We start from the raw sequence: 17,710 nt of genomic DNA on the forward strand, positions 1-17,710 counted from the left end.
TTTATGATTATGTTTGATGATCGTATTAGTAAGCACTTAATCTAAATGGCAGTTACACAGAATTCGGGATGGGCTCGTGCTTTATAGCAATATCCTCAATATTTTTGGCACGGCGAGTGCCTTGTAACTCTTCAAACTCAGCTTGGATCGCCTCTTCATAAGCCGCATATTTGTTGTCGGAGAACTTCAAGAATATCAGACCTAAGACAGGCGTAGCATATTCGTTAGGTTTAAGATCAGTATTGGCTCTCAGGGTATCTGCTGCTTCCCAAAGTTGGTCTTCTAAGCGTTTGATGTCTTCTAATTTCATGATTTTCCTAAATTAAACAGTTATGGAGATGTCGAAATCTATTACTTGGATAGACTTTGATACTTTTGTGCAATAAATCATATAAGTCTTTTTTACTATTGAAGCATTCGCTTTTTATTTCTAGCTTCAATCGAAAGCTTCCGTATTGCCCTTGTGCTTGATAGTGTCTGCGCTTCTAGTCGATACCTGCCTACATGCTCTTAATTCACAAGTGTTATATTATCTGTATGGCATTCCCTTTTGCTATACTAGCGCATAAGCTCTATTTACCTATTCGCAAAGTGTCTTTTTGTATACCTTAACGACAGCATTTTACTATACAGCACGTTATTTTATAATTTTTTGTCCGTTCTTTAAGAAAAAGTAGCTCATTATATTTTATGGATATCCAATGTTATTAAAAGAAGAAATGTTAGGCGTTTATCACGAACTAATCAACTCATCTGAGATTCAAAATATTGAAGCCAAGCGTGCCACAAACAGTATTGGCGATTCAGTAATGCAGACTGTCTGCTCGTTTGCTAATGAGCCTAACATTAGTTGTGGATATTTACTATTAGGTGTTTCAGAACCAAATGAAAATCACGAGAAGCACTGGGTAAGCGGCGTTGATGATGTGGATAAAATTCTTAATGACCTACAAAATAACTGTCGCAATCAATTTAATACAGCTATTCATATAGACGCTGGCATTCTCGATTTAGAAAATAAAAAAGTTATTGTAATCAAAGTTTTCGAACTTGATGCAGCTTCTAAGCCTTGTGGTTTTATAAGTAGTGGCAAAAAAAGCAAAAACTTTACTAAAACTGGTATATGGCGGCGCGGCATCAATGGTGATTATGAAGCTAAAATTGAAGATCTTTATGACATTATTGCTTCTAAAACTGGTCAATCATTTGAAAATATAGTTCTACCAGAAGCTTCTTGGTCGGACATTGATCCCGATGTGATTGCATTTTATCGAAAGCAACGAGCTAAAGTACAGCCTGATGCAGTTGAACTAGATTATAGTGATACTGACTTACTTCTTTCTTTTAATTTGATTCAAGAAAAGAATGGAGTATTCAAACCGAATATTGCTGGCTTATTATTGTTCGGCTCTTCATTAGCACTTCGTCGTCATCTTCCTATGGCTCGTGTTGACTACATTCGTAGTGCAGGAACACAATGGGTTGAACATAGTGATGAGCGATTTATTTACACAAAAGATTTTCGTGAGCCCTTAATCTTAATGATACCTCGAATTGAAGCAATGATTATGGATGATATGCCCAATCATTTTCGCTTAAACGAAAACGAGCTGCAAAGATCTGATGAGCCTTTATTACCGCAAAGGGTTGTTCGAGAAGCTTTAGTAAACATGGTTATGCATCGTGACTATTCTGAAAATCAACCTTCCCAAATTAACCGATACAAAGATCGATTAGAGTTACAAAATGCTGGTTACTCTCTAAAACCCTTAGACGCATTAGACAGCTCTAGCTCGTTAACACGCAATCCGCTAATAGCCTCTGTGTTATATGATTTGAGGCTGGCAGAAACTAAAGGAAGTGGCATTCGCACTATGAGAGCTAAACTTAAACAAGCTGGGCTAAGTGAGCCTAAGTTTGATAGTGATCATACTAGAAACTACTTTAAAGCTACTTTTCTTTTACATCAATTAATGGACGATAAGCAATTAAAGTGGCTTGAAGCTTTTGATAATCATGATTTGTCAGACGATGATGCTATGGCGCTTATGCTAGCTCACGAAACAGGTGCAGTTGATAACAGTACTCTTAGAGAAATAACTAAATTAGAAACATTGTCAGCAAGTCGCCTTTTATCTAGGCTTTGCAAAAAAGATTTATTACAGAAGCAAGGTGGTGGGAGCTCTACCACCTACACTCTAACTGAGCACGCCTTGGGCTTGAACCCTAGTGGCCGAATCAAAAATAATAAAATCAAACAAAATAACTTAGGAGCTAGCGATCAAACCTCAGGAGCTAGCGATCAAACCTCAGGAGCTAGCGATCAAACCTCAGGAGCTAGCGATCAAACCTCAGGAGCTAGTGATCAAACCTCAGGAGCTAGTGATCAAACCTCAGGAGCTAGTGATCAAACCTCAGGAGCTAATGATCAAACCTCAGGAGCTAGTGATCAAACCTCAGGAGCTAGTGATCAAACCTCAGGAGCTAATGATCAGTATTTACTAGACCTTTCAGATATAGAGAAAATAGAAGATCTACCACAAAAAACTTTAAGCCAACTAAATGACCTTCCTAAGAAGGCTTCGATGAAGCAGATACAAGGTATACTTCTTCTTCTATGCAATCAGCAGAAATTTAGTACAGAGGAATTAGCAAAATCAATTAATAGAAATTCAGACTATTTACGTACAAAATATATCAATTCACTTCTAAGTAAGGGACTACTAAGTCAGACGTATGCTGAAACTCCTAACCACCCTAACCAAACATATTCAACAACTGAAGCTGGTATAGAATGGTTAAGCAATGAGAATAATATTGTACCGAATATAAAGAAGCAGGATGATTAACATCATCGCTTCTCATTGTCAGACCGTTCACGATCAATTTTTGGCATAGATGCATTGAGCTTACTTTCTGTCATTCCATGTTTGTAAGCATTGTACTGCCACAATACAAACATTTGCTTATATCGACGGTTTTGCTCCTTGAGTTCTGCAAGCTCTGCTTCTAAGTTAGCAATCCTTGAAGCTGCTGCATTTAAACTAGCGGGCCGAGGCTTAGTAGGCGATTTCCCCTTAAGTGTGTCTTTTTTAGCTTGGTAAGCAGCCGTAATGGTCTCATGAGCGCTTAGAGACTGTCTTGTAGGCTTCTTGCCTACAAGCGGCTCTACATCCTCGCAAATCGCTGCCCACGTAATTTTAGGCTCATCCCAACCTCGAATTAGATTGACGATAGCTTGTATTTCTTGTCTGTTGAGATTTTTAGCCAAAACCGCCTCCAAGTATATCTGTGAGATCCTCTAAAATTGATGCTTCTTTAAATTCAACATCATTCTCAACAACCATACTTATAGACTTCTTTTCAGCAACACGACGTAACTGGCTGAAGTCATTACCACGAAGCTTAACTTGTGCACCGTCATCTATATCTGGGTTCTCTAGAATACAGATAAGATCACGCAATCTATTGGCTGTTTTTATATGGTGATTTAACCACCTATCAGCACCAATATCACCTTCTTTAACTGCTTGTTCAGCTTTAACTAGTATCTTCTCTATTTTATCAAGACGTTCTTTCATACGAACTAGTTTTGCTGCATCGCCTTTGATGCATACTTGCTCGGTACAATTGATACAATCTCTATATTTTTCACACGGACTCATTGTGAAGTCGTGTACACAAAATCCATATTCTGTGACATGAGCAGCAGCTTGCTCAAGGGTATTAAACTCTTGAGCAGTGACTGGAAGATGATTTTCCACTTTACCTAAAGGGCCAAAAAGCGCTTTCGAGGGATCAATCCTCTCTGCCATAGCGACCATTTCATAGTCAGCCATGTGGTTATAGGTGCGATTTTGTTTTACATCCGCTCTACCAGACCATTTAGCTATTTCAAGGTTGGATAAACCACCCCGCTGTGCAATAGTATTGAGCAGGTGGCGAGCTTGATGCGATGTGACTTTTAATCGTTCACCATCGTTGTCAAAATAACCATACCTATCAAATATAGTTTTATGTTTACCTTCCAAAGCTGGACGAGTACCAATATCATTGTTAAAAAAGTTCGTATCAGGCTTTTTAAGTTCAGTAGGCAAACGCGGTCTATTACCATGGAATTGATTGGCATTTAGTGCAAATAGTGCATTCGAGAACTTAATACCTTTATCTTCATCGAACCATGGAAAACTATCAGGTAATCTACCTTTTACGTGCTGCCAAAGACTATCTAAGGTATTCATTCCATCATGGTGATCAAGGCCTCTACCGTTTAAACTAGAGTAACAGATGTCTTTAGTATCATAAGCTAGCCCTAACGCTTGACAGGCTTGCTCCATGGTAAGTGGCTTATCGTCGGCTACGTTCGGACAGTTCTCGTGTCGATAAAACTTATTAGGATTATCCTCAATCCATTTAGCAAGCTTACGAGCTTCCAAGGATAGATTTTTAGCTCTATCAACGGCGATTTTGGCCACTTCTACCATGACGGTAGGTATCCACTTAATATCTCCTTCATATCCTTTCCCAGCAAAAAATCGCCATCCATAGCGCTCTACACCTTCACTATCTTTTTCAAATACTTCACAATCTACTGGTAATGCCATTACCTCAGCAATTCGAGAGGGTGCAGACATTAACATTGCGAATATTGATGTTGTGAAAACATCTCGCTCTTCCGCAGGATTACTAGCGAATATTTCGGCTAATGCGTTAAGAGCTATTTCGTTAGGTAACTTTTTTTCTCTATTTTTTTTTGCTTCTTTACCTGTTCTGGTAGTATCTGTTGGACGGGAAATAGGATTACGCCACAATTTTAAATTCGCATTAATAAGCTGGTTATCAGTTACAAACTCAGCCAATCTCTCAATCTCTCTCCCACAAGCATAAGCAGCTCCCTCACTATAATACTCTCTCGCCAAAGAAGCAGCCTCATCTAGACAAGTAATAGATAACCCTGTAATTAATGCTTCTTCATTTACTTGTATAAGAGCGGCCTCTAACACTCGAAGCGCTTTGAGCTCATTTTTAGTACCAGTAGGTTTATGACCTTGTTGATAACGAAAATATGCCTTGGCGAACTCCACAAAACTTTCATCCATTAACTCTTCTTGCTTCGGCTTACGTGTTGTGACACCAAGCTTTGCAAATACAGCTACCTTTGGCCAAACATAAGCATCCCAATCTAAATCAGCGCCAAATACCGTTAAGTCTTCACGACATTCAATTATAAAAGCTTCTAAGTTAGCTGCGGTTGTTAGCTCCACTTTAGACTTAAACTGGAAAACATTAGGCATGATCAACACCTCTCTGCTCATTAAGTTCAGCATGACGCTTTTCACAGCGCATAATAACATCAGCTACAGCAACGATGCTCCTATCCAGTATTGCTGCTACCTCTATATCACCAGTAATATCTTTGATTCGCTCTCGTTCATCCAGTAAGTCCTGATATACCTCTTTATGAGGACCATCAAGCCACGGCTGGAAATGAATACAGGTATAGCAAGGTATAGGAACGTTTGCACCGCAGAATCCATGCTCTCCACACGTGCCTATATTAGAGCCTTCTTCAGTACGAATTCGACTACTAAGATCATTACCACGCTCAGCATCTCTTTCTGAATCAACTAATACACCTGCAAAAGCTTGCGCATAAGGAGCAAGATGAAAACCAACTGCTTCATCTAAACGCTTTACATGCTCAGGTATGTTTTCAATATATATACCAGCCGATTGAGTATCCCTATGATCTAGCAGCTCTGCTATAACTAACTTACCAAACCCTTCACGAGCAGCTCTAGTGCCTGTAGTATATCTAAGCCTATAAGCGTCAATAGGCAACTCACCACCTGTTCTTTCTGAGTTAATACCTGCTGCTGCTACTACAAGTTGTAAGGTGTCTGTCACTTTATTAGATGCAATGTGCAACTTATCACTTACTAATAAAGCCCTAAACTCAAAAAGAGATCCCACTTTTTCAACCCTTTTATAGTCAGGGAACAGAGGAACTTGCTGACGATCATCTTCATTTAGCTCAATACCAAGACTCTCTTCAACCAACGAAATAGCACTTTTTGACTGAGCTGAAAGAATAGCCCATAACTCTTGTGTTACAGCAAGAGGATTAAATTGAGTTCTAAATCCTTCACTATGTTTTGCTCTAGGTATGTTAAGTATATAGAAGGGATCACCTCTCTTATTTGTTCCGCATAAAATATCTATAACCCTTAAGTGAGAAATTTGAACTGGGCGACGACCCGTATTGCTAGTAACAAGTGAAATCGCAAACTCGTTGAGTGTAATTAGATTTTGTTCAAACGCAGTAACCGCACCTTCATTAAAAGCTTGAAGTTCATTGTCACTCAAAGGGCCTTCTTGAGGATCTTGACGCTTAACAGCATCCCCTTTCTTATTACCTTTAATCGTCCAACTGTCGAGCAATCGAATTACATCTTCATCCACACCATAATAGCCAAGCTCATACCATTTTCTTAAGAACCCTCTAACCGTACCTAAATACCACTCATGAGATTTACCCAAGGAAGCTCTATAATTGATTAACATAGTGTCATTAATTACAGAAGAACCTGTGCTTTTAATCATATGATTGAATCTAGCAACTACATTATAAGTGTGGCTAGCTGAATAATTGGAAGCATAAAAGACTAGTGCGCTAATACAACCATCTAGAACTCTATCATTCAGTTTCTGATGAATATAATTTAAGTTAATAGTGCTATTTTTGTCTAACACCCATTCTTTTTCATAGATTTTGAAAGAATAACCTTTTGTTTTCGCATATATTTTTTTATTGCTTTTAGAATGCTCTGCATCAGTAATATTAGGAGTTTTAACAGCTAAGTTATTCATTTGATAATCCTTGTTCTGGTAATCGAGTACCATTATTTGACTGAAGCGCTAAAGCTGCCTTCTTAGCTTGCTGTTGGATAAATCTTTTATTGTAATGCATCGCTGTACCAGAACCCGATTTCCATCCCATAATATAGGAACGAATTTGTTCTTGTTTTTCCTCACTTACAGATTCATCCATTGAGTCCATTTTTTCTGAAAACTTATAATTCCATGTATGACGTAGCTTATGACCAGTTAATATATGAAGCTGAGGCGATACAAACTTTACGATATTAAAAATTTTGTAATAACTAGACTTGGATATAGGCTGCCCAACTGTCGGTCCTTCCTTGTGAGTAACAAACAGAAAATCGTTTTTCCTAGCATTACTAACTTTACGCCTGTCTTTCGTAACGTATTCGTGCAGCTCTTTGCTGAGAACCTCTCCAATAGGTATGGTACGTTCTAACGTTTTAGCATTTGGTTCTTGTATTCTCGGATCTTCTTTCTCATCAGCCCGTCTAATTACTTTCAACTGATGTCTGGAGAAATCGATGTCACCTATTCTTAGGTTGAGAAGTTCACCACCTCTAATTCCAAGATAGTATAAAATTAAGATGATCACACGATTACGGCGTTGTACTTTTTGGCTAAATGGATTAAGAGGAGATTCTAGCCTTATCACCTCAAACAATACTTCCAATTGTTCATCATCAAGAGACTTGTCCTTGTCTCGATTTCTACCTCTTTTTCTTGGGCGTCGTGCTTTAATTTGTGTTTCCATGCTTTTAATTTTTCTAGCTTCAGCAGCGTTTGGCTGTTTTATTAAATGACTAGAATACCAACTTATGTATTGAGCAACTGTAGTCAGACGCATGTAATGAGTTATAGAGCTAACTACATTCTCAGCCTTCCCGATACGTGACGAATTTCTATTAATGGTCTTTGGAAGACGTTTTTGAGTATAGTCACGTAAATCGTCTAATTCATTAATCCCAATAAACTCTCGGCTTATAACTCTCTCTTCAAGATCAATATTTCTTTCCTTTAGGAACTCAAGAAAAATTACTAAGTTATTAGCAGCTGATAACATAGTTGAAAACGAGTCTGATTTATTACGAATCTGAGTTGTGATAAATAGATTAGGATGATAGACAGGGAGCTGTGTTATTTGATCGACGACCAAACAATAACGCTCTCCACTATTCATTGAAAAAGCTGTTGTTCCGAAAGATTTTCTCATCGCAATACCCTAATACTTTACATATTTACAAGGTACACTATATCCATTATTTACTCAATATATTCTTTACGTTATTTTATTTATATATATACTATTAACCCCCGTGATTACGGGGGTTAATAGTATATTCTTTACATATAAGTCTTAGGTAAATCCTAAAATGGGATATCATCATCAACTGGGCCATCTGGCATTGCTGTCGGTTTTGATTGAGCAGGTGTTTGCGCTGGATTATTGAACTGATTCGACTGAGCAGGCGTATTTTGGTTGTTATTAAAACTATTCTGATTACCGCCTTGCGAAGCTGCCGCGCCCGCTTGGTTGTAACCACCTTGCTGTGCTGACTGGTTGTTTGCTTGCTGACCAAAATTATTCTGACCGCCTTGGTTGCCATAGCCGCCTTGATTTTGACCACCTTGGTTATTATTACTGAAGCCGACATTGTCTTGACCACCCGTGGCACCATCTAGCATTTGCATTTGCTCAGCACGAATCTCAGTAATATAACGATCTTGACCATTGGGATCTTGATATTTACGCGTACGCAAGCTGCCTTCGATATAGACTTTGCTGCCTTTACGTAGATACTGCGCAGCGATTTCGCCTAAACGATTAAAGAGTGAAATACGATGCCATTCGGTGGCCTCTTTCTTTTCACCACTTTGCTTGTCTGTCCATTGTTCTGATGTCGCAACCGAAATATTGGTCACGCTACCGCCATTACTAAATTGACGTGCCTCAGGGTCTGCTCCAAGGTTACCAATGATGATAACTTTATTAACTCCGCGCATAGTTCCGTCCTTTTACTTATGAATAATTTAATTACAAGCTTTAATCGAGTTTTTAATATAAACAATTAATTCTATCAGTAATATGGTTTTACTTTAACTATTTTCTTTTAAAATATCTAGCAGTCTGTGGGCAAGATACGACAACACCTGTCGTGAATAATTTATAAGCTAAAATCTGGCTGACTTATAGCAATAAAATATCCTTCTCGGTCAATACCCCCCCTTTGCGAACCATTATTTAACTATTTAGAATCATTGTTATTGCGATGCATACTAAGAGTAACACTACCCAGCTCTACGCCAAATTTTTTCATGACCGAGCGATTGAGCATGACATCTTTATTGACTAAATACATCCAATCATCGAAATTCACTTTATAAGTTTTGTCGTCGACGGGCAACTCTAACAGATACTGCCAATGCAGTGTATTACCCGCGACCTCACCTTTTGCTGCACCGATGACATCGCCTGCCGTGCCTCTCCAGCTACCATCAGCTTGCTTGGTCAATCGCCATATGCGCTGCGACTTTGTGCCATCTGCCCATGAAAACTTCTCATCCAAAACAATAACATTTTCGCCTTCGTGAGTGGCATCAATATCGACATAAAAGCGTTTTTTGACCTCGCCATTACGACCCTGAAACATGCCCCAGCCATCGATTTGACCGGAGAAAAACTCATGCATATCGAGCGTTGGTGTGGTGTTTTGATACGCCTGAATATTTTGAGTGGCGCAGCCTGTCGTCAATAGCGTGACCGCTAGACCCATACCAATCGCAATCTTAGCCATCGAGCGATGAACAATGGCTGACGGCGTGGCGGTCTTCGCATTGATGCCGACCACCTGACTAGATAGCGTATTAAATTTGCTCATATTAATTCCTTTTAAACAGAGATGAGAATTCGACTTTAGGCAAACACCCTGATGATTTAAGCCGTTTTCATTTAAACAATGTGTATTTAAAGAATGCGTATCAAAACGACAGCGATCTATTAAGTTTTGAGGCTAACGACAAGCGATCTGTTAAATATCGAGCGGGCTTTGTGCCAAATGTGACAGCTCTTGTCTCGACAAATCTGTGAGCTGGGTTTTATCTAGTTTTAAATACGCCACTTGCTCTTTTGCCATGACGACCAGTTCATCCACGCCATCTACTGCCAACATTTGCCGTGACCAATCTTGGATATTAATATTCTTGGGAATAGTCACCGTGGTACTTGATAAATACGGCGGATCAGCGATGGGAATAATGAGTATCAACGCCACTGCCATCACTGCTGCAAGGATACCCCATGCTAACAGATTAGGCTGGCTCAATAATAGACCACCCATCGCCCCACCGACGAAAGCGCCAAAGAACTGGCTAGAAGAATTGAGTCCCATCGCGGTTGCTTTATTAGCCACTGGCGCACGCTTCGATATCCATGAGGGAATCGTTGCCTCGAGCAAGTTAAAGCCCATAAAATAAAGCAACAATCCTAAAATGATACCGATGCCGACCTGACTGCCTAATGCCAGTATCGCGAGGGCTGCGGTCATCAAGCCAATCGCCGCCAAGAATACTTGACGCATTTTGCGTTTCTTTTCAGCGATGATAATGAATGGAATCGCAACGGCAAAGCCAATAAATAGCAATGGCAAATAGACCAAACCCTGCTGGCGTACCGATAGACCCATCACGTCACTCAGCTGATGCGGCAAGATAACAAAGATGGCGGTCATCGTTAAATGCAGGGCAAAAATACCGATATGCAAACGGTTTAAATCGCCAATTTTGAGCACTGTCGCTAATTGCTGCCCAATCGATTTATTATCAAGATTATGCTTAAGCACCCGTAGCGGTGTCGGTACAAAGAAAAGCAGTAGCATCGCTAGCACCGCAAAGCCTGCCGTGAGCCAAAACAGCCCGGAAATACCAAGCGAGCCGACCAATAGAGGGCCGAAAGCAAAAGCCAACATGATAGAGGTCGCAATGGTCAAGCCCATCGTCGCCATCGCTTTGGTACGCATCTCTTCTCGTGTCACATCAGCGAGTAATGCCATCAATACCGCAGAGACCGCGCCACTACCTGCCAGCGCCCGCCCGATAATGACTTCGTAAATATCTGTGGCATTTGCCGCAATGATACCACCGAGCGCAAATAGCACCAGACCCAAAAAGATAATTGGCTTACGCGGAAACTTATCCGCAGCAAGGCTCATCGGTATCTGAAAGATAGCTTGCCCTAGCCCATAAATACCGACCGCCAAACCGATCAAGAATGGCGTCGCATGCGCATAATTATCACCATACACAGAAAAGACGGGCACAATCATAAACAGACCAATCATGCGCAAGGCAAAAATGCCACCGACCCCGAGGATTGCCCGTTTTTCTACGCTATTCATACTTGCCTCACTGGTTTATCACGTCACAACTGGGCGCTAGCCATTATTATAATAGATAGCGCCACTATCCTTATAGGTCAAGTGTGCGTCTCAAAAGATATCAAGAGCCATTTACTCTATGGCAAATGTCCCTTAAAAAAGTACGCACTGCTTCGCCCAACCTATAATGCAAGCCCCACAGTATAAAACATTCACCGTTTGGTTGCCGAGACTTTTACCTTCCTACCAGTTTTTGTCCATGTCTTTTTAGTTAGAGGTTTATGCGGCTCGCCTCGCTATGCTGCTTATATGAGATCACTTCATTCATTTTACTCGACAATTTTGTTACCAAGTGCATCTGATGCGTCATCGCACCTTGAATAATGCGCCTATCATGACAATAAAGTAAAACGTCGCTGACATTCTCGCCTGACAGAATCATTGTATAGCGACCACTATTTATATAAAACAACGACAATCGAAACATGTCATTTGGCCAATAAATTCACTATTATCAGGCTAGTCTATTACTTGTAATTTATGCATTTGGCTGTTAAATACCACTAGCCATTAAATACCAGTTGAATGACTAGCAACGGTTTGAAAGCGCCCTTCAATGTTTACTAATAATAAATTTCAATAACAACCAACATTGACCGATAAAAATCAGATATTAATAAAAATCAGAATTTCTGTAGAAATGCTCATTGTACAAAAGCAACAACCCATTTAAAACCATGATCTAGCCAGTGACATAACCAGTCTTTCTTAACATTATATATACTCATTTCGAATACCATTTTAGCAAATAGGAAACCTATCACCGATGGCACATGACCATATTGCAATACGCGGCGCACGTACGCACAATCTAAAAAATATCGATTTAGACATTCCACGCGATAAATTTGTGGTAATCACCGGTTTATCAGGTTCTGGTAAATCTTCATTGGCGTTTGATACGCTTTATGCTGAAGGGCAACGCCGTTATGTTGAAAGTCTTTCCGCTTATGCACGTCAGTTCCTCTCGCAAATGGAAAAACCAGATGTCGATAGTATCGAGGGCTTATCGCCAGCGATTGCTATCGAGCAAAAATCAACCAACCATAACCCGCGCTCAACGGTTGGGACGATTACCGAGATTTATGACTATTTGCGTCTGCTCTATGCGCGCATTGGTACACCGTTTTGCCCTGAGCATGGCGAGCCAATGGTTGCGCAGTCGGTGACCGAAATGGTCGACCAAGTGATGGCGTTGCCGGACGACACTAAACTGATGATACTGGCGCCAGTCATTCGTGAGCGTAAAGGCGAACATACGGTTTTGCTTGAGCAATTGATTGGGCAAGGCTTTGTGCGCGTACGCGTCGATGGCGATGTTTACGATACCGACGAGCTACCAACGCTCGATAAAAAGAAAAAGCATACGATTGAAGTCGTCGTTGACCGCTTTAAAGTCCGTGATGACTTAGGCAACCGTGTCGCTGAAAGTTTGGAGACGGCTCTACGTTTAGGCCAAGGTTTGGTGACGCTACACTTTATGGATGGCAATCCAAAAGAAGGCGGCGATGAAAACCAAGTCATGTCAGCCAAGCATTCTTGCCCTGTTTGTGATCGCGCCGTGTCTGAGCTTGAGCCGCGCATGTTCAGTTTTAACAATCCGTATGGCGCTTGCCCAAGCTGTGATGGTCTCGGTAAACGTCAGTATTTCTCAGCCGAGAAGCTGATTACTCATCATGAAAAATCCCTCAATCAAGGGGCGATTAACGGTTGGGATAAGCGCCACGCCTATTACTTTGGCCTGCTCTCTACCGTCTGCAATCATTTCAAAATTGATATGGATGCACCGTGGCAAGACCTGCCAAAAGCGCAGCAAGATCTCATCATGCAGGGCTCTGGCAAAGAAAAGTTAACTTTTAACTTTACCGATGAGCGCGGTCGTAAAACCAATAAAACCGTACCATTTGAAGGCGTGCTACCTTATCTAGAGCGTCGTTATGCCAAAACGCAGAGCAATCTTGTGCGTGACGAGCTGGCTAAATATTTAGCTGATACCACTTGTAACGTCTGTGATGGTGCTCGACTAAATGAGATATCACGCAATGTCCGCGTTGATGATCAAACCATCGCCCAAATCGTTAAGCTGTCTATCGGTGATGCTGCTGACTATTATAAAACGCTAAAGATTGGCGGTCATAAAGGCGAAGTCGCGGAAAAAATCTTTAAAGAGATTAACGAGCGCTTAAACTTCCTTGTCAGTGTCGGTCTTGATTATCTATCACTCGCCCGCTCTGCCGAAACCTTATCAGGCGGTGAAGCGCAACGTATTCGTCTTGCCAGCCAAATTGGCGCGGGTCTGATGGGCGTGATGTATGTCCTTGATGAACCATCAATCGGTCTGCATCAGCGCGATAATGATCGCTTATTAAAAACTCTAACGCGCTTGCGTGATTTGGGCAATACGGTGTTGGTCGTTGAGCATGATGAAGACGCCATTCGTCAAGCGGATCACGTCATCGATATCGGTGTCGGCGCGGGCGTACATGGCGGTCATATCATCGCTCAAGGTACGGTCGATGACATCATGGCCAATAAAGAATCGCTGACTGGACAATATATGTCTGGTAAGAAAAAAATTGAGATTCCAAGCATTCGTCGTAAAGCCAAAACTATCGATATGGAAGTTAAAGGGAAAGCTAAGCCGAAAAAAGTCCCTATGACTATTGAGCTAAAAGGCGCATCCGGCAACAACTTACACGACGTTGATTTGACCCTGCCAATCGGAATTATGACTTGTATCACTGGCGTCTCGGGTTCTGGTAAATCAACTTTGATTAACCGTACCTTAATGCCACTTGCGGCCACCCAGTTAAATAATGCGTCAACACTCATCGCTGATAAGCATGACAGCATCACTGGTCTTGAGCATTTGGACAAAATGGTCGATATCGACCAAAGTCCGATTGGTCGTACGCCGCGCTCAAACCCAGCGACGTATACCGGTGTCTTTACACCAGTACGTGAGATGTTTGCGCAAACGCAAGAAGCACGCGCCCGTGGTTACAAAGCCGGTCGCTTTAGCTTTAACGTCAAAGGCGGACGCTGTGAGATGTGTCAGGGTGATGGTCTTATCAAAGTTGAGATGCATTTCTTACCTGACATGTATGTGCCGTGTGATACCTGTGAAGGCAAGCGCTATAACCGCGAGACGTTAGAGATTCATTATAAAGGCAAAAGCATTGCCGACGTGCTCGATATGACCGTCGAAGATGCGACTGAGTTCTTCTCCGCCATTCCCGCGATTTATCGTCGTCTGCAAGCGTTGATGGATGTCGGTCTTGGCTATATCCGCCTCGGTCAGTCTGCGCCAACGCTATCAGGTGGTGAAGCCCAACGTGTTAAACTAGCACGTGAGCTTGCCAAGCGTGATACCGGACAGACGCTGTATATCTTGGATGAGCCTACCACTGGTTTGCATTTCCATGATATCGATAAGTTGCTGCATATCCTGCATACCTTACGCGATAAAGGCAATACTATCGTGGTCATCGAGCACAATCTTGACGTCATCAAAACCGCCGATTGGGTAATTGATCTTGGCCCTGAAGGCGGTAAAGGTGGTGGACTGATTATCGCGGAAGGTACGCCTGAAGAAGTTGCAGAAGTAAAAGGCTCATATACAGGTGAGTTCTTGAAGCCGATGCTTAAGCAAGGGTTAAAAGAAGTGAGCTAATACAATTTAGTTAATTAATTAATAATTGATAAAAGGCTACTCTTTAGGGAGTGGCCTTTTTTGTTGGTGATGATATATAAAATAGACTTTAAAAACTCTATTTTATAGAGTATAAAATCTTGACATTTGTTGCTCAAACATTACTGATAAGTTATAATCCTTATCTTATTTACCAAAAATTTAAGCAACTTTCTAGTACTTAACCTTGCAGAAATGTGCTCGGGATATTGCACATGAAGATAAAGTAGAAAAAAAATGGCTCTTATTAATTGCCCTGAATGTTCTAAAAAAATTAGTGATCAAAGTCTCTCTTGTCCTAGTTGTGGTTTCCCTACTCCTTCAGAACAGATAGATAACAGTAGCTCACTAGCAGATAGTCGCCAAAGACAAAAGAATAGTGGCTGTTCTGGCGCAACTATCTTCCTAATCATTATTATAGTTCTTATCGGCTTTTGGCTTGTAAGTGCTTATGATGGCTATACAGAAAAAGCAAGACAATACAATGAAGTGCAGTCAGAACCTGATAAAGAATCACCACAAGTCCAAGAATCAGTATTTGATTCTCCATTAACACAGATACCAATGTTACTTTCTGGTTCAGGTGAAAATGGGCGCTATTTCCTCATCTCTCACTTTGCATCTTATGGCATTGAAAATGTTAAGTATGCACGTAGAGGGAACGAGAGTGATGCTTATGGAGAAATGCAAATTGACTGCGCAAACGATAAGATAAGAAAAACCTCATCAGATAATCTTGAGGTCTTAACATCAGCAGACCTAGGGGATTGGTATACGCCAACACCGGATTGGACAGATCAAGATATTGTTAACTTCATATGTCCAACCAAAAAAGTAGTGTCAAAAAACATAGAACATCATGAAGTAGTTGAGAAAATAGTAACGCTAGAAGCTCCAAAGAACGAAGTAGTTGAAAAGGTAACATGGGAGCAATTCAAGCCAGAGCCAGTGATATCAGTAGAAGCAAGACCGAGGGAAGTTTTATTATCAAATGCCCCCTCGGGTAGTGAGAAAGAATATAAAGTACGGGAAACACCAATAGAAACAAAAGAACCTTACAACGAAAAAGTAGTTAATAAAGCAGCGGACGATAAAAGAGAGAGAGAGACATAGCCCGTAGAAAAAGTGATGAGCGAGCAATATGTGAACAAGCTATAAAAGTAAACAGCGCTTACCTAGGGAAGGACGATCCGGAATATAGTCAGTGGAAGGCAATTGAGCGTGCCAATTGTATGCAAGATAAACTAGATGAGTGAAATTAGTAGATACAAATCGGTGTTCTTTGTAAGTAATGTATCAAAATAAGCCCAGAAGCGAATTAGACAGAACAAATATAGTCAATTTTGACTATGGGAATAAGCCATCTATTAGCTAAATACAGGAATAAATATGGCAATTATTAATTGTCCTGAATGCACACATAAAATTAGCGACCAAAGCGTGTCTTGTACTAATTGTGGATTCCCAACTTCTAAAATGAAGTTTTTAATTAAATGTCCTGAATGCTCTGAGTCGATTAGTAATCAAAGCGCCTCTTGTAATAATTGCGGCTTTCCTATTGTTAAACCTGCACCCTTTAGAGCTGTCCCACCTCCTTTGCCGACTCAAAACCATACTACTATCGTACGGGTAGATAGTAGTAGAAAAAGCAAAGGCGTTGCAATATTGTTAGCTTTATTCTTAGGAGGTTTTGGGATACATAAATTTTATTTAAATCAAGTTTTTTGGGGTATTTTATATTTATTGTTCTGTTGGACATTTATACCAGCGATAATTTCTCTTTTCGAAGTAATCATACTATTATTCATGAATGAATCTGAGTTTAATCGACGTTTTGGTTAGATAGCCATAATAAAATATTTCGATAACGTTATAAGATAATTAAAGCTAAAATCCTGCTTTTAGAGGAAAAGTTCTAATTGCAGGCGACTGATTAAATGTAACTTGCCGTTATAGGACAATGAGAAAAAACCTATTATCGGCCATTTGAAAGAGAATTACTCTGACACACCAAACTCTTTCAAGATAGCATTTCTATTTAACTCAGACTGCAAATGTTTAAGATGAGCAATTTCAATTTGAGCACACATTATTTCAATGTCAGGAGGTGGGTTCATTTCCCCAGCCATGGGAAAACTTGCATCAAGTGCAAATTTCTCATCCTTAGGCAAAGGTAAGAACCTATAGTACCCTGGAGATAGAAACTCTCTAGCCACAGTATCTATCTTAACAGCAGAACCAACAATGACCTTCTTCCCATCAAGCACCTCATAGTAAGGAACAGAACGATCTACATAAGTATGACGGCTAATAGGACATTGAAAATATAAAAGCCTGGCTTCCAATTCCTTCACACCTTCAGTAGAAAGATCATAGGCAATCAAAGCAGTGTAGTGGTTCATGCCAGTCTCAGCATCTCTCAAAATCTTGGCACTAGCAATAAGAGGCCTAGCGAGCAGCAGTGTCCCTTTACCGAGAATAATTTCTTGAACTGACTCCATATCAGACATATCGATAACCGTACCAAGCGACATACTGGGAGGTTCAGAAGTGTTCACTTGAACAACCTCAGGGAAACAAGGCACAGAGAAAGCTAATAATCCACACAGAGCTAAAAATTTAGTAAACATACCCCACTCTCAACTTTAAAAGTGATTGAAAAAAGAAGAGCACCTCACTAATCTATTGTTTTCGACCAAGAATA

Annotated in this window: 13 protein-coding genes; 4 read left to right on the plus strand and 9 right to left on the minus strand. The window is 40.6% G+C overall.

The annotated features are described in order from the left end of the window. Positions 1-52: 52 nt before the first annotated feature. Positions 53-310: a type I restriction-modification system subunit M N-terminal domain-containing protein gene (locus tag AAEY79_RS13500; protein WP_025652634.1), complete on the minus strand. Its 258-nt coding sequence runs from the start codon at positions 308-310 to the stop codon at positions 53-55. A gap of 391 nt (positions 311-701) precedes the next feature. On the opposite strand from AAEY79_RS13500, the gene AAEY79_RS13505 reads away from it, so the two are divergent. After that, complete coding sequence (locus AAEY79_RS13505; protein WP_025652635.1) at positions 702-2,849, plus strand: ATP-binding protein; 2,148 nt, start codon at positions 702-704, stop codon at positions 2,847-2,849. A gap of 2 nt (positions 2,850-2,851) precedes the next feature. Here the strand turns inward: AAEY79_RS13505 and AAEY79_RS13510 are convergent, their stop codons facing one another. The 7 genes from AAEY79_RS13510 to AAEY79_RS13540 form a co-directional block, all read right to left on the minus strand. Further along, positions 2,852-3,271, minus strand: coding sequence for a hypothetical protein (locus AAEY79_RS13510; RefSeq protein WP_025652636.1), 420 nt, complete (start codon positions 3,269-3,271; stop codon positions 2,852-2,854). Continuing rightward, positions 3,264-5,294 (minus strand): integrase, encoded by a 2,031-nt coding sequence (locus AAEY79_RS13515; RefSeq protein ID WP_025652637.1) that lies wholly within the window; start codon positions 5,292-5,294, stop codon positions 3,264-3,266. Before AAEY79_RS13515 ends, AAEY79_RS13510 begins: the two co-directional genes overlap by 8 nt. Continuing rightward, positions 5,287-6,870, minus strand: a complete 1,584-nt coding sequence (locus tag AAEY79_RS13520) for a site-specific integrase (RefSeq protein WP_025652638.1) — start codon at positions 6,868-6,870, stop codon at positions 5,287-5,289. The genes AAEY79_RS13515 and AAEY79_RS13520 overlap by 8 nt, the downstream gene beginning before the upstream one ends. Continuing rightward, positions 6,863-8,095 (minus strand): site-specific integrase, encoded by a 1,233-nt coding sequence (locus tag AAEY79_RS13525; RefSeq protein WP_025652639.1) that lies wholly within the window; start codon positions 8,093-8,095, stop codon positions 6,863-6,865. The genes AAEY79_RS13520 and AAEY79_RS13525 overlap by 8 nt, the downstream gene beginning before the upstream one ends. 155 nt (positions 8,096-8,250) lie before the next feature. Beyond that, positions 8,251-8,886 carry a single-stranded DNA-binding protein gene (gene ssb / locus AAEY79_RS13530; RefSeq protein WP_201578088.1) on the minus strand — a complete coding sequence of 212 codons (636 nt, stop codon included), beginning with the start codon at positions 8,884-8,886 and terminating at the stop codon, positions 8,251-8,253. Between the two features lie 242 nt (positions 8,887-9,128). Then, positions 9,129-9,761 (minus strand): DUF3833 domain-containing protein, encoded by a 633-nt coding sequence (locus AAEY79_RS13535; protein ID WP_264754740.1) that lies wholly within the window; start codon positions 9,759-9,761, stop codon positions 9,129-9,131. A gap of 150 nt (positions 9,762-9,911) precedes the next feature. Continuing rightward, complete coding sequence (locus AAEY79_RS13540; RefSeq protein ID WP_350588462.1) at positions 9,912-11,276, minus strand: MFS transporter; 1,365 nt, start codon at positions 11,274-11,276, stop codon at positions 9,912-9,914. Positions 11,277-12,081: 805 nt separating this feature from the next. On the opposite strand from AAEY79_RS13540, the gene uvrA reads away from it, so the two are divergent. The 3 genes from uvrA to AAEY79_RS13555 all read left to right on the plus strand — a co-directional run bounded on the left by uvrA (position 12,082) and on the right by AAEY79_RS13555 (position 16,848). Next, the gene (gene uvrA / locus AAEY79_RS13545) at positions 12,082-14,988 is read left to right on the plus strand and encodes an excinuclease ABC subunit UvrA (protein WP_350588460.1); all 2,907 of its coding nucleotides are present in this window, start codon (positions 12,082-12,084) and stop codon (positions 14,986-14,988) included. A gap of 255 nt (positions 14,989-15,243) precedes the next feature. Further along, positions 15,244-16,119 (plus strand): hypothetical protein, encoded by an 876-nt coding sequence (locus tag AAEY79_RS13550; RefSeq protein WP_352288729.1) that lies wholly within the window; start codon positions 15,244-15,246, stop codon positions 16,117-16,119. 276 nt (positions 16,120-16,395) lie between these two features. Continuing rightward, positions 16,396-16,848 (plus strand): TM2 domain-containing protein, encoded by a 453-nt coding sequence (locus AAEY79_RS13555; RefSeq protein WP_227692085.1) that lies wholly within the window; start codon positions 16,396-16,398, stop codon positions 16,846-16,848. A 155-nt stretch (positions 16,849-17,003) separates the two neighbouring features. Here the strand turns inward: AAEY79_RS13555 and AAEY79_RS13560 are convergent, their stop codons facing one another. Continuing rightward, on the minus strand, positions 17,004-17,636 hold the full coding sequence (locus AAEY79_RS13560; RefSeq protein WP_201567700.1) for a hypothetical protein: 633 nt from the start codon (positions 17,634-17,636) through the stop codon (positions 17,004-17,006). Between the last annotated feature and the right edge of the window lie 74 nt (positions 17,637-17,710).

Origin of the sequence: Psychrobacter sp. GW64-MNA-CIBAN-0177, from assembly GCF_040309585.1 — a bacterium.
In the GTDB taxonomy this organism is placed as follows: domain Bacteria; phylum Pseudomonadota; class Gammaproteobacteria; order Pseudomonadales; family Moraxellaceae; genus Psychrobacter; species Psychrobacter okhotskensis.

Coding starts and splice junctions, on each gene's coding strand:
- AAEY79_RS13500 (WP_025652634.1), bottom strand. CDS start 310: ATGAAATTAGAAGACATCAAACGCTTAGAAGACCAACTTTGGGAAGCA.
- AAEY79_RS13505 (WP_025652635.1), top strand. CDS start 702: ATGTTATTAAAAGAAGAAATGTTAGGCGTTTATCACGAACTAATCAAC.
- AAEY79_RS13515 (WP_025652637.1), bottom strand. CDS start 5,294: ATGCCTAATGTTTTCCAGTTTAAGTCTAAAGTGGAGCTAACAACCGCA.
- AAEY79_RS13520 (WP_025652638.1), bottom strand. CDS start 6,870: ATGAATAACTTAGCTGTTAAAACTCCTAATATTACTGATGCAGAGCAT.
- AAEY79_RS13525 (WP_025652639.1), bottom strand. CDS start 8,095: ATGAGAAAATCTTTCGGAACAACAGCTTTTTCAATGAATAGTGGAGAG.
- ssb (WP_201578088.1), bottom strand. CDS start 8,886: ATGCGCGGAGTTAATAAAGTTATCATCATTGGTAACCTTGGAGCAGAC.
- AAEY79_RS13535 (WP_264754740.1), bottom strand. CDS start 9,761: ATGAGCAAATTTAATACGCTATCTAGTCAGGTGGTCGGCATCAATGCG.
- AAEY79_RS13540 (WP_350588462.1), bottom strand. CDS start 11,276: ATGAATAGCGTAGAAAAACGGGCAATCCTCGGGGTCGGTGGCATTTTT.
- uvrA (WP_350588460.1), top strand. CDS start 12,082: ATGGCACATGACCATATTGCAATACGCGGCGCACGTACGCACAATCTA.
- AAEY79_RS13550 (WP_352288729.1), top strand. CDS start 15,244: ATGGCTCTTATTAATTGCCCTGAATGTTCTAAAAAAATTAGTGATCAA.
- AAEY79_RS13555 (WP_227692085.1), top strand. CDS start 16,396: ATGGCAATTATTAATTGTCCTGAATGCACACATAAAATTAGCGACCAA.
- AAEY79_RS13560 (WP_201567700.1), bottom strand. CDS start 17,636: ATGTTTACTAAATTTTTAGCTCTGTGTGGATTATTAGCTTTCTCTGTG.